The organism is Bifidobacterium sp. 7101 (assembly GCF_000499285.1).
GTDB lineage: Bacteria > Actinomycetota > Actinomycetes > Actinomycetales > Bifidobacteriaceae > Bombiscardovia > Bombiscardovia apis_A.
On sequence record NZ_AWUN01000001.1, the window covers coordinates 533,474 to 546,745 of the forward strand.

Genomic DNA, 13,272 nt, shown 5'->3' on the forward strand with positions numbered 1-13,272 from the left:
TTCCGGTTCGATGCACTTCCTATGTGCAGAGCGAATCCTTGTAGGTATAGTAAGCCGTCAATCGATTTACGTCAAACGATTGACTGTTGATGTCAGTTCTTACTCACACGGTGAGTGGTTAGCAGGGGATCTTGGCTGATCGGCTATTGGCGACTGGTATCAAGCTAGCCAGAATTGGACCTGGGTTCGGCATCTTGCGACAGTGAAGGGGAAGGGTGAGTGTGGCTTAGCGGCTGGCCGGGACCAGGTCTGAGGTGGCATCGAGGCGGGTAGAGCCCTTGCGAATCAGGGCGCAATGGATGCGTACCCCGCCAGCTTGATCGAGCGGCGGAAGGACAGCACGGGTATCGGGCAGTGGAAGAGCATCGCGGCGGGGATTGATTTGCGCCAGCAGTCGTCGCACCGCCCAGAAGCCCATCTCGTAGTGAGGCAGTTCGACCGTGGTCAGGGGAGGGGCCGAGGTCTCGGCTACGACCTGGTGGTTGTCCACGCCCACCAGATTCAGGTCCCTGCCGATGACCAGATGGCGTGCGGCGGCGGCCTGGTAGAGGTAAAAGGAACGCGAATCATTGAAGCAGAAGACGCCATCGGGGTGCTGGTCGTCCATCAGATCGTTTGTCTGATCCATGGCCTCCTGATTGAAGCCCACCAGTCGGATTAAGGCCTGACTTGCAGGTAATCCCGCTTCCTTAAGAGCGGTCTGATATCCGCGCATTCTGTCTTCCTGCGCCGGCAGATCCTGTGTGGTGCCCAGGTAGGCCACTCGACGACTACCTGATTCGATCAAATGACGGGTGGCATCGTAGCCGATCAGAAACTCGTCAGGCGCGATGCTGGGGCAGCGGTTGGCCCGCTCCACTGCGTTGACCACCACGGCAGGGCAGGAACGCAGCGTCTGGGGCAGGTCGACATTCTGGTCATACATCTTGGCGAAGAGGAAACCGTCCACCCCATAGCGCTTCAGGGCCTGAATCTGTTCTGATTCACGGATGCCCCCATCGGTGGAGACGGTGAGAAGCACATAGCCGCGCTCGGCTGCCGCATCCTGTGCGCCCTGAATGATGGCGCCGGCGTATGGCGTGGTGGCCACCTCTTCGCTGATGAAGCCCAGCATGCCGGTCTTGCTGGTGCGCAGGGACCGGGCCATGGGGTTGGGCCGATAGCCCAGGGTTTTGGCTGTGTTGCGCACCTTTAGGGCGGTCTCCGACTTGACCCTGCCCTTATCGCGGCCGTTGAGCACCAGAGAGACCGTGGAGACGGATACGCCTGTGCGTGCGGCAATCTGCTTCATCGTGATCATGGGCACACCTTAACCTGCTCAGGCGATTTCAGCCCGGTTGATCTTCAGTGACAGGGAGCTTTCAGCGGTTTTCCCCGCCCAGGATCCGGTCGACCCGCTCCACCTTCTCGTGAATCTGGTCCCGCTTGCCGGGACGGATGTCCAGCCTGAGATTGACGCCGGTCCGATACCCCTGCTCGGCCAGGACCCGTGTGGCCTCTTCCACGACCTCCATGACCCGGTGCAGATCCCCTTCGACGACCGTGCTCATGGCATTGGTCTGGTTGGGCAGCCCCGAATCCCTGATGACCTTGATGACCTGGGCCACATAGGTGGACAGTTCCTCACCCTGACCGGAGGGTGCAATCGTGACCTCGGCCACGGTGTTCAGATAGGATGGGTCGTTTACATCGGGCATATCGGGAACCTTTCCACATCGATTGGTGTTCGTAGGCAGGATGCCCGGTGTCCCCTGCGGTCACCAGCGCGGCCTCCCGCACCTGCCTCGATGGTAGGCCTCTACACTGACAGCAGGTCACCCGCCAAAGGTATGCTGGAGGCCGGTCATCAGGTCGTATACCCCAGGAGGGGTTCCCGAGCAGAAGGTGTGATCAGTGGCAGTATCGAAACTGGATGAGGTCATCTCCTTGGCCAAGCGCCGAGGATTCGTCTTTCCCGCAGGGGAGATCTACGGCGGGACGCGCTCGGCCTGGGACTATGGCCCCCTGGGTGTGGCCCTCAAGGACAACATCAAGCGTGAGTGGTGGCGGACAATGGTGGTCACCCGCGACGACGTGGTCGGCGTGGACACCTCGGTCATCCTGCCCACAGCGGTCTGGGAGGCCTCGGGCCATGTGTCCGTATTCAACGACCCTCTGATCGAGTGCCTGAACTGCCACAAGCGTCACCGGGCCGACACCCTGGAGGAGGCCTACGTCGAGAAGCACGGCCACGATCCGGAAAACGGCCTCAAGGACATCCCCTGCCCGGACTGCGGCACCAAGGGCCAGTGGACCGAGCCGCGCGACTTCAACATGATGCTGCAGACCCACCTGGGTCCCGTCCAGGACGAAAAGAGCCTACACTACCTGCGCCCCGAGACCGCCCAGGGCATCTTCGTGGACTTCAAGTCCGTCATGGCCTCCTCCCGCTCCAAGCCCCCCTTCGGCATCGCCAACATGGGCAAGAGCTTCCGCAACGAGATAACGCCCGGCAATTTCATCTTCCGTACCCGCGAGTTCGAGCAGATGGAGATGGAGTTCTTCGTCCACCCCGGCACCGACGAACAATGGCATCAGTACTGGATCGACGCCAGGACCCGTTGGTACGTAGACCTGGGCGTCAAGCCCGAAAACCTGCGCCATTACGAGCACCCCAAGGAGAAGCTGGCCCACTATTCCAAGAGGACCGTTGACATCGAGTACCGGTTCGGCTTCCAGGGCTCCGAGTGGGGCGAGCTGGAGGGCGTGGCCAACCGCACCGACTACGACCTCAAGGCCCATGCCGAGCACTCGGGCGAGGACCTGAGCTACTTCGACCAGGCCAGCGGGGAACGCTACATTCCCTACGTGATCGAGCCCGCGGCCGGTCTGACGCGCTCGCTGATGGCCTTCCTGGTGGATGCCTATGACGTGGACGAGGCCCCCAACACCAAGGGCGGGGTCGACCGTCGCACCGTGCTGCGTCTGGATCCGAGGCTGGCCCCGGTCAAGGCCGCGGTCCTGCCCCTGTCCAAGAAGCCTGATCTGCAGCGGATCGCCCACGACCTGGCCGCCGACCTGCGCCAGAACGAGTGGATGGTGGACTACGACGAGTCCGGTGCAATCGGCCGCCGCTACCGTCGTCAGGATGAGATCGGCACACCCCTGTGCATCACCGTGGACTTCGACACCCTGGACGACAAGGCCGTCACCATCCGCAACCGCGACTCCATGCAGCAGGACCGCGTGGCCCTGGAGCAGGTGGAGGACTATGTGCGCAAGGTTGTAGGCGAGCAGCGTGTCCGTTACCCCATGGGCCCGTCCGACCTGACCGGTACGCGCGCCGCTGACGGCTACACGGACCTGGCCAGCGAGCCGGGCACGGACGAAAGCGAACCCATCAAGGTGGCCGAGGCCGGTGGCCGGTACTGAGACTGATCGCCAGACCCCAAAGGTTGCCCCGGTGAAGCTGGGCCCGATAACCGTACCTGTTCCGGTCATGCTTTCGCCTATGGCGGGCGTGACCAACTGGCCCTTCCGCTTGCTCTGTCGCGAGTATGGACCCGACGGACTGTATGTGGGGGAGATGGTGACGGCCCGGGCTCTGGTGGCGCGCAACCCCAAGGCCTTCCGGCTCTGCCGCTTCGCCCCTCAGGAGAAGGTGCGCTCCCTGCAGCTGTACGGAGTGGACCCGCAGATTATGGAGCAAGCCACCCGGATGGTGGTCGATGCCGGCTGGGCCGATCATATCGATATGAACTTCGGCTGCCCGGTCCCCAAGGTCACCAGGCATGGCGGCGGGTCCGCCCTGCCCTGGAAGACCGACCTCTTTGCCGAACTGGTCCATCGGGTGGTCGCTGTCTGTTCCCCTGCCGGAATCCCCGTCACCGCAAAGATCCGGGTGGGCATCGACCACCAGCATGAGACCTTTATGGAGGCGGCCCATATCGCCCAGGAGGAGGGGTGCGCCGCCGTCACCCTGCACGCCAGGACCACGGCTGAATACTATGGCGGCCATTCCGACTGGGACCGGATCGCTCAGTTGGTCCAGGCCGTAGACATCCCCGTCTTCGGCAACGGTGACATCTGGACCGCCGAGGATGCCCTGGACATGTTCGCCCAGACCGGCTGCGCAGGCGTGGCCATAGGCCGGGGCTGTCAGGGCCGTCCCTGGCTCTTTGCCGACATCGCGACGGCCCTGGCCGGCTCTACGGAACGGCAGGAGCCAACCCTGGGTCAGGTGGGAGCCATCATGGCCCGCCACGCCAGGCTTCTGGTCGAGTTCTATGACGGTGACGAGCGCATGGCCGTCCACGATATGCGCAAGCACGTGGCCTGGTATCTCAAGGGCTTCGCCGTAGGCGGCCAGGTACGCCGCGGCTTCATGTCCTGCGAGAGCCTGGAGGATATGGACCGCTGCATCGCCAATCTGGACCAGGACATGCCCTATCCGCGGGCCGTGGCTGGCAAGCCCCGGGGTCGGGTCCGCTATGCCAAGAAGGTCCGCCTGCCCTATGGCTGGCTGGATTCGCGGACCACCACCCATCAGGAGCGCGAGACGCTCTTCGGCAACGACCCCATGGACGCCTCCTACTGAAGCCGGAAATATTTCCGTCACCAACCATGCGCACCCGGGTCTAGAATCATGGTTTAGAATACGGACAGAACGGCGTGGAGGTTCTTTCGGAAGGCCAGGGCGGTTGGCTCTGACCTCCCGGACCCTAGGCCCACGGCCGTCAGGGAGGGTCGGAACGCCTGTGGGCAAATGCGTGTTGGCGTATATGACCTGCGCTAGAGTTGAGCGTAACGTGAGTGACGGGAGCATACTGTGAGCGAGATTGCCCAGAATGACAATTTCAATGACAAGACCAACATCAAGGTCGTTGGTGTTGGTGGAGCCGGTGGCAATGCTGTCAATCGTATGATCGCCGAAGGTCTGCAGAATGTCGAATTTGTGGCCATCAATACCGATGCCAAGGATCTCCTGCGCTCAGAAGCCGATGTGAAGATCTCCCTATCTGATGCCAACAGCCGCGGCCTGGGAGCTGGAGCCGATCCCGAGAAGGGCGCCAAGGCCGCCCAGGACCATCAGTCCGACATCGAAGAGGTCCTCAAGGGCGCCGATATGGTCTTCGTCACTGCAGGCGAGGGTGGCGGCACTGGCACCGGTGCCAGCCCTCTGGTAGCGCGTGCAGCCCGTCAGCAAGGCGCGCTCACCATCGCCGTGGTCACCCGTCCCTTCACCTTTGAGGGGCCCAGGCGCTCCGCTTCCGCCGAATCGGGCATCGAGAACCTGCGCAAGGAGGTCGATGCCCTTATCGTTATCCCCAATGACCGGCTTCTGGATCTCTCGGATCGCACGGTCTCGGTCATGGATGCCTTCAAGACCGCCGACACCGCCCTGCTGGCAGGTGTTCAGGGCATCACCGATCTGATTACCATGAACTCCTACATTCACGTGGACTTCTCCGATGTCACCGCCATCTTGAAGGATGCCGGCACCGCCCTCTTCGGCATCGGCGCAGCCAGGGGCGAGGATCGAGCCACCCAGGCCGCCGAGATTGCCATCTCCTCTCCGCTCCTGGAGGAGAGCATCGAGGGCGCCCATGGGGCCCTGATCAACGTGGCTGGTCCCACCGACCTGAGCATGCAGGAGGCCTCTGCGGCCGCTCAGCTGGTTCAGGATGCCATCCATCCCGAGGCGCAGATCATCTGGGGCCTGGCCTTGGACGATGCCTACGGGGACGAGGTGCGGGTCACGGTCATCGCCGCCGGATTCGATCCCACCCCTAAGAAGGACGAGACCCCGGCCCCTGCAGTGGACACGACCACCGCACCGGCAGCGGCCACGCCGGCCCAGGAGCCTCAGCAGCCGCTGACGACTCCGTCCGTACAGGCGGAGTCCGATGAGACCTCCGAACACGATGTGGTGCCCCCAGCCTCCGGCGACGATGGCACCTCCGACCCGGGATATCTGGATATCCCTGACTTTCTGCGGTAATCAGGCGAAGGAGCAGGTATGGCAGGATTGATGAAGAACGCAATGTCCTTTTTCGGCATGTCGGATGTCGTGGATGACGATGACGACGACCTGGCCGACGATGACGAGGCCCGCGATGGCTTCGACACCGATCACTCTGTGACTCCCATGGCTCCGCAATCCACGTCCAGCAGCCAGGAGGCCGAGTCCACACCCTTCCAGAGCCGGATCAACCGCATCACCACCATCCATCCCAAGTCCTATGAAGACGCCCAAATGGTTGGCAGGGCCCTGCGGGATGGGGTGCCGGTGGTCCTCAACCTGACTGGCGTGTCCGAGTCGGTGGCCTACAGGATCGTCGATTTCTCGGCCGGAGTGGTCTTCGGGGTACGCGGGTCCATTGAGCGGGTCACCCCCAGGGTCTTCCTACTCAGTCCTGCACAGGTCAATATCAAGGTGGAGGAGCCCGAGTCAGGCTCTTCGGCCAAGGGGCTTTTCGCCCAGTGACCGATCCCCTGGCAGCCGTGTCCGCAGGAGTCTAAAGACGCATGCTTGTTCCTTTTCTTCGATATCTGGTAGACATCTGCATTGAGACCTACCTGCTCATCCTCTTCGTGCGGATGATTCTGGACTGGGTCCTGGTTCTGTCGCCCCGCTGGTATCCCCGTGGCTTCGTGGCTTCGCTCATTCGGGTCATCTATGCCTTGACCGAGCCGCCCCTGCGCTGGCTGCGCCGGTACATCCCGCCTCTGCCCATGGGTAGGATTCAGCTCGATGTCTCCTTCATGGTGCTCTACGCCGCCCTGATCATCATTCAGGTGCTGCTGGGGTAGAAAGCAAGACCGCGGATACGGCAGACTCCGTGCTAGCATGCAGTAAGAGAACACAATCGGGCTGGTTGGCCTGAAGCGAGGTGGAGAAACATATGGCTCTATTGACGCCTAATGACATAAGGGAGCATACCTTCCAGACAGTGCGGTTTAAGGAAGGCTACGACGTCGACGAGGTCGACGACTTCCTGGATCAGGTCACCGATACGGTTGAAGCCCTGGGCAAGCAGGCCATGCAAGGCAACGCTGCTTCCACCCAGTCCCTCGGCACCGATGTGGCCTCGCTGAATTCGAAGATTTCCGACTTGACGGCTCAGGTGGAATCCCTGCAGACAGAAAACCGGGATTTGAAGCAGGCCCAGGGTAATGCCGCCCAGCAGCCTGCCGTGGATGCCCAGACCAAGCGTCTCCTGGCCGAGTCCCAGAGTCAGGTCAAGACCCTGGCCTCCCAGAACGATCAGCTCAAGCGTCAGGTCGAGCAGCTCAACTCGCAGATCGACCAGCTGACCGCCCAGGCCGCCGCGGGCACCAACACCCAGGCGCTGACCAACCAACTGACGGCCATGCAAAAGGAGCGCGACCAGGCCCGCCAGCAGGTCCAGGCTCTGACCAACCAGCTCAATGCCTCCCAGCAGAGCATGGCCACGGCCCGCCAGCAGGTCACCCAGGCACAGAAGGCCTCTCAGGAGCAGCAGCAGCGTACCGAGCAGCTCAACAAGCAGCTGGAGGAGTCCCGCAAGCGCGAGGAGCAGCTGCGTCAGCAGGTCTCCAAGTCCGAGCCCTCCACCGAAACGGGCAGCCTACAGCGGATTGCTGGTGCTGGCGCCGAAGCCAGCAGCGAACCCGAGAGGGCCACCGCCATGCTCACCCTGGCCATGCAGCTGCACGATCAGTATGTGGACAAGGGCAAAGCCAATGCCTCCCAGCTGGTTGCCGAAGGTCACGCCCAGCACGACGACATCGTCAAGAAGGCGGAGGACTACTCCAAGAGAACCCGTGCCGAGGTGGACGAGTACTCCAAGCGAGTCCACTCCGAGGCTGATGGCTACTCGCAGCGTATACGCTCCCAGGCCGACGAGTACTCGGTCAAGACCCGTTCCGATGCCGACGCCTATTCCAAGCGCCAGCACACCCAGGCCGACGAGTACGAGACCCAGGTGCAGACGCGCGCCCAGGAGTACGACAAGAACACTCGCGACAGCGCTGACCGCTATGCCGCCGATGTCAAGAATAAGCTCGTGGATCAGTCCAAGGTTCTGGAGGAGAACATCCAGGGGCTCAAGCAGTTCGAGGCGGGCTACCGCAGCAAGCTGACCGAGTTCCTCAACCAGCTGATCAACCAGATTTCGGACACCAGCAATTACCAGTCCATGGAAAAGAAGTCCGAACAGGCCCACTGATTCCATCCGGTAATGACGAAGAACACACACAAGGGACGGCTGCGCGGGCGCGTGGCCGTCTTCGTCACTCTGGCGGCAGTGGCCATAGCCCTGGACCAGGTGACCAAGGCCCTGGCTCTGGCTCGGCTGGGCAACGGTGTCAGGGTGGCCTTGCCTGGACCATTGCGTGGACTGCGTCTGGTGCGCAACCCCGGGGCCTCTCTTGGATTGGGGTCGGGGAGTACCTGGATCATATCCCTGATTGCCCTGGCAGCCTGCCTGCTCATCATTGTTCTGGCTTTGCGCACCACCTCCATGCTCTGGACTTTGGTGCTTTCCCTGGCCTTCTCCGGGGCAGCAGGCAATCTGATCGACAGGGTGGCCTATGCCTCCGGTTTTCTTGACGGTGCCGTGGTCGACTTTCTGGACTACGGCTGGTCGGTGGGCAATGTGGCCGACGTCTATCTGACCCTGGCAGGCGTGGCCGTGGTGGTGCTCATTATCTGCAATGTGCGATTCAGCGACAGGGACAAGCCCGAAAAAGATGGGGGAGCGGCCAAGTGACCCGGCTTCTTCCCGCACCGGATGCCTTGGTGGGTCGGCGCCTGGACATGGCCCTGTCCAAGATGCTGGGCCTGTCCAGGGCCAAGGCCAGCGAACTGGTGGCCCAGGGCCATGTGCGGATTATGGGCCGTCGGGTGAACAAGGCCACCACCCTGATGAGCGGTGATCTGATAGAGCTGGACGAGCCCGAGCCAGTCAAACAGGTGGAGCCGGTGGCCGAGGACATGCCGGTGGTCTACGAGGACGAGGATGTGGTCGTCGTCGACAAACCGGTGGGTGTGGCGGCGCATCCCTCAATAGGCTGGACCGGACCAACGGTTCTGGGCAGCCTCCTGCAGCGGGGCACCCACATCACCTCCATGGGGGCCCAGGGCCGCCAGGGCATCGTCTCCCGCCTGGACGCGGGCACCAGCGGCCTCATGCTGGTCTGCAAGTCCGACCTGGCCTACAAGGAGATGCGTCGGCAGTTCGCCCGGCATGAGGTGGTCAAGATCTACCACGCCCTGGTCCAAGGCAATCTTTCCGAGGACAAGGCCACCATCGAGGCCCCCATCGGACGGGCTCGGGTCTCGGACTTCCGCTTCACGGTCACCCCTGCCGGCAAGGAGGCCATCACCCACTGGGATGTGCTGGAGCGCTTCGGCTCGGCCACCCTGGTCAGTGTCAATCTGGAGACCGGGCGCACCCATCAGATACGCGTGCACTTCTCATCAATAGGCCATCCCCTGGTGGGTGACCACATGTATGGGGCCAATCCCGATTTGGCGGACAGGCTGGGCCTGAAGCGGCAGTGGCTGCACGCCATGCGCCTGGAATTCCGCCATCCCCGCACCAAAATCTGGACCAAGGTGGTCTCCTCCTACCCGGCTGATCTGCGCCGGTCCCTGCAGATCGAACGTCAGAGCGCCACTGGTATACGCAGCTAGCGCACTCCGGCGATTCGGCCAGGGTCCTGGGTAAGTTGGAGATATGTCCTCAACCCGGTCAGACTTCGTTCACCTTCACACCCACACCCACTATTCCACCCTGGACGGGGCCAGCAGGATTCCCGATCTGGTTGCCGAAGTGGGACGGCTGGGACAGCCTGCTGTGGCCATCACCGACCATGGCAACATGCACGGGGCCTATGAACTTTGGCGAACGGCCGTGGATGCCGACATCAAACCCATCATCGGCATCGAGGCCTACGTGACCCCCGAGACGGCCCGCCAGGACAAGAGCCGGGTCCACTGGGGAACCGACGAGCAGCGTTCCGACGATGTCTCCGGCGGCGGCTTCATCACCCACATGACGCTCTGGGCCAGCGATGACACGGGCCTGGTCAACCTTATCAAGGCCTCCTCGGTTGCCAATCTGGAGGGCCTGGTAGGCAAGTGGCCCCGAATGGACAAGGATCTGCTGTCCACCTACCACAAGGGGGTCATCGCCACCACCGGCTGCCCCTCGGGCATCGTCCAGACCAGGCTGAGGTTGGGCCAGTTCGACGAGGCCCTACGGGCCGCCGGGGAATTCCAGGACATCTTCGGCAAGGAGAACTACTACGTGGAGCTGATGGACCACGGGCTGGAGATTGAGCACCGGGTGACCAAGGATCTGCTGGAGATCGCCCGTCGTCTGGATGCCCCCCTGGTGGCCACCAACGATTCGCACTATGTGCGCAAGGAGGATGCCTCGGCCCAGGATGCCCTGCTCTGCATCAACTCGGGATCCCGGCTGACCGACCCCGGCCGCTTCAAGTTCGATGGCAGCGGCTACTATATCCGCTCGGCCCAGGAGATGCGCGAGATCTTCAAGGAGTTCCCCGAAGCCTGCGACAACACCCTGGAGATTGCGGAACGCTGCAACGTCATGTTCGACGACCACGAGGACGGGGCCTTCATGCCCCGCTTCGACTGCCCGGAGGGCTGGGACGAGACCTCGCTCTTCCTGAAGAAGGTGGACGAGGGGTTGAAGAACCGCTACCCGGACGGGGTGCCCGAGGAGGTCTCCCACCAGGCCGACTACGAGTGCGGGGTCATCTGCCAGATGCAGTTCACCGGATACTTCCTTGTGGTGGCCGATTACATCAACTGGGCCAAGAACCACGGAATCATGGTGGGCCCGGGCCGTGGATCGGCGGCAGGATCCATGGTGGCCTACGCCATGGGCATCACCGAGCTGGACCCGCTCAAGCACGGGCTGATCTTCGAGCGCTTCCTCAACCCCGAGCGCGTCTCCCTGCCCGATATCGACGTGGACTTCGACCCCGAGGGACGCATGAAGGTCCTGGACTACGTGGGCCGCAAGTACGGCTCCGACAAGGTGGCCCAGTGCGTGACCTATGGCACCATCAAGACCAAGCAGGCCCTGAAGGACTCCGCCAGGATCATGGACTACGAGTACTCTGTGGGCGACCAGGTCACCAAGGCCCTGCCGCCCACGGTCAACGGCAAGGATATGAGCCTCAAGGAGATCTTCGATCCCCAGTCCAAGCGCTACCCGGAGGCCAAGGAATTCCGCGACCTGTACGAGTCCAATCCGGACGTCAAGCGGATCACCGAGGAGGCCAAGGGCATCGAGGGCATCATACGCCAGACAGGCGTGCACGCCTGCGCCACCATCATGGCATCCAATCCCATCACCAACACCTCGCCACTGATGGAACGCACCGACGGCACGGTGACCACAACCTTCGAGTACCACACCTGCGAAACCCTGGGGCTGGTCAAGATGGACTTCCTGGGGCTGTCCAACCTCACGGTCATCAGGGACACGGTCAACAACATCGAGCGCAATGGCAAGGAGCCCATCAGCATCGAGAAGGTCCCCTTGGACGACAAGGAGACCTATCAGCTGTTGTCCCGGGGCGACACCCTGGGCGTCTTCCAGCTCGATGGCGACGGCATGCGCTCCCTGCTGCGCATGCTCAAGCCTGACAACTTCAACGACATTTCCGCCCTTATCGCCCTCTACCGGCCAGGGCCCATGGATATGAACTCGCACATCAACTACGCCAAGCGCAAGAACGGACTGCAGAAGATAGAGCCCATCCACCCCGAGGTGGCCAAGCCCCTGGCGGGCGTGCTGGACGAGACCTACGGCCTGATTGTCTACCAGGAGCAGGTCCAGTCCGCAGCCCGAATTCTGGCCGGCTACTCCCTGGGTCGAGCCGATGTGCTGCGAAGGGCCATGGGCAAGAAGAAGCCCGACGTCCTGGCCAAGGAGCAGGTCCCCTTCTTCGAGGGCATGAAAGAGCACGGTTATTCCCAGGAGGCCGCCCAGGCGGTCTGGGATGTTCTGGTGCCCTTCTCCGGCTACGCCTTCAACAAGGCACACTCCGCGGCCTACGCCCTGATTGCATACTGGACCGCTTATCTGAAGACCCACTATCCGGTGGAGTTCATGGCCGCCCTGCTGCAGAACGAGCGGACCAACAAGGACAAGACCGCCCTCTACCTGGGCGAGGCCAGAAGGATGGGCATCCGCATCCTGGCGCCCGATATCAACGAGTCCGTGTCCGAGTACTCCGCTGTCGGCGACGTGGTCCGTTTTGGCCTGGGCGCCATCCGCAATGTGGGCGACAAGGTGGTGGCGGACATCATCAAGGAGCGCCAGGGGCCCCGGGGCAAGTACGTCAACTTCATGGACTTCGTCAAGCGGGTGCCCATGGAGGTCCTCAACAAGCGAACCGTGGAATCCCTGATCAAGGGCGGTGCCTTTGACAGCATCGACCCCAACAGAAGGGCTCTCTTCCAGATCCACGATGAGGCCGTCGACCAGGTCATGCCCATCAAGCGCAAGCAGGCCGAGGGCCAGTTCGACCTCTTCGCCGACGCGGATGACGACGAACCCCAGCAGGATGCACTGGGCGACGCCCAGGTGACCGTGCCTGACATCGACGAGTGGGACAAGTCCACCAAGCTCAACTTCGAGCGACAGATGTTGGGCCTATATGTGTCCGACCACCCGCTGAGCGGTATGACCTCGGTTCTGGCCGGCATGCGCGATATGTCCATCGCCCAGCTGCTCAACCGGTCCAAGAGCATGGATGGCAAGGCGGTGACCTTGGCCGGACTGGTCACTGCGGTGGACCGCCGGGTCTCCAAGAAGGGCAATCCCTGGGCCATCGTCACCATCGAGGACCTGGAGAGCTCCATCCAATGCATGTTCTTCGGCAAGGTCTATGACGCCCACTCGGACGACCTGGTACTGGACTCGGTCATTCGGGTGAGGGGAGTGGTCGAGCTGCGGGACGAGGCCACCAACATCCGCGTCAACGATATGGAGGTGCCCGTCCTGGAGTCGGCGGACGAGCGGCCTCTGACCATCACGCTGCCCAGGCAGGCCCTGGATCGTGGGCACATGGAGCGGCTGGCCCGGATACTCAAGTCCCACCCCGGATACTGCCAGGTCCGTCTGGCTGTCACCGACGACCGTGGCAACGTGCGTCTGTTGACCTTTGGCGATGGATTCCGCACCCGGCACGACACCTCTATGATGGCCGAGATCAAGTCCGTCTTCGGGCCCTCCTGTCTGCCGTCGGCCTAGGACGCGCCCGGAA

11 protein-coding genes are annotated in these 13,272 nt (G+C 62.5%); 9 read left to right on the plus strand and 2 right to left on the minus strand.

The genetic code is table 11. The features are described from left to right. Positions 1 to 226: 226 nt before the first annotated feature. Complete coding sequence (locus P272_RS0101995; protein ID WP_044097643.1) at positions 227 to 1,300, minus strand: LacI family DNA-binding transcriptional regulator; 1,074 nt, start codon at positions 1,298 to 1,300, stop codon at positions 227 to 229. A 61-nt stretch (positions 1,301 to 1,361) separates the two neighbouring features. Continuing rightward, a complete protein-coding gene (locus P272_RS0102000; protein ID WP_029677898.1) occupies positions 1,362 to 1,697 on the minus strand; it encodes an MTH1187 family thiamine-binding protein in 336 nt (111 codons plus the stop codon). Positions 1,698 to 1,893: 196 nt separating this feature from the next. Here P272_RS0102000 and P272_RS0102005 point away from each other — a divergent pair, with 196 nt between their 5' ends. The 9 genes from P272_RS0102005 to dnaE all read left to right on the plus strand — a co-directional run bounded on the left by P272_RS0102005 (position 1,894) and on the right by dnaE (position 13,259). Further along, positions 1,894 to 3,411: a glycine--tRNA ligase gene (locus P272_RS0102005; protein ID WP_029677899.1), complete on the plus strand. Its 1,518-nt coding sequence runs from the start codon at positions 1,894 to 1,896 to the stop codon at positions 3,409 to 3,411. Then, the gene (gene dusB, locus P272_RS0102010) at positions 3,398 to 4,576 is read left to right on the plus strand and encodes a tRNA dihydrouridine synthase DusB (RefSeq protein ID WP_081709000.1); all 1,179 of its coding nucleotides are present in this window, start codon (positions 3,398 to 3,400) and stop codon (positions 4,574 to 4,576) included. The genes P272_RS0102005 and dusB overlap by 14 nt, the downstream gene beginning before the upstream one ends. 231 nt (positions 4,577 to 4,807) lie before the next feature. After that, positions 4,808 to 5,980: a cell division protein FtsZ gene (gene ftsZ / locus P272_RS0102015; RefSeq protein WP_029677901.1), complete on the plus strand. Its 1,173-nt coding sequence runs from the start codon at positions 4,808 to 4,810 to the stop codon at positions 5,978 to 5,980. 18 nt (positions 5,981 to 5,998) lie between these two features. Continuing rightward, a complete protein-coding gene (locus tag P272_RS0102020) occupies positions 5,999 to 6,466 on the plus strand; it encodes a cell division protein SepF (protein ID WP_029677902.1) in 468 nt (155 codons plus the stop codon). Positions 6,467 to 6,507: 41 nt separating this feature from the next. Next, positions 6,508 to 6,792 (plus strand): YggT family protein, encoded by a 285-nt coding sequence (locus P272_RS0102025; protein ID WP_015021536.1) that lies wholly within the window; start codon positions 6,508 to 6,510, stop codon positions 6,790 to 6,792. Positions 6,793 to 6,884: 92 nt separating this feature from the next. Beyond that, a complete protein-coding gene (locus tag P272_RS0102030; RefSeq protein ID WP_029677903.1) occupies positions 6,885 to 8,189 on the plus strand; it encodes a DivIVA domain-containing protein in 1,305 nt (434 codons plus the stop codon). Positions 8,190 to 8,201: 12 nt separating this feature from the next. Continuing rightward, positions 8,202 to 8,732, plus strand: a complete 531-nt coding sequence (locus P272_RS0102035; protein WP_029677904.1) for a signal peptidase II — start codon at positions 8,202 to 8,204, stop codon at positions 8,730 to 8,732. Beyond that, positions 8,729 to 9,658 carry an RluA family pseudouridine synthase gene (locus P272_RS0102040; protein ID WP_029677905.1) on the plus strand — a complete coding sequence of 310 codons (930 nt, stop codon included), beginning with the start codon at positions 8,729 to 8,731 and terminating at the stop codon, positions 9,656 to 9,658. The genes P272_RS0102035 and P272_RS0102040 overlap by 4 nt, the downstream gene beginning before the upstream one ends. Before the next feature lie 43 nt (positions 9,659 to 9,701). Further along, on the plus strand, positions 9,702 to 13,259 hold the full coding sequence (dnaE, locus tag P272_RS0102045; protein ID WP_029677906.1) for a DNA polymerase III subunit alpha: 3,558 nt from the start codon (positions 9,702 to 9,704) through the stop codon (positions 13,257 to 13,259). Positions 13,260 to 13,272: the final 13 nt, after the last annotated feature.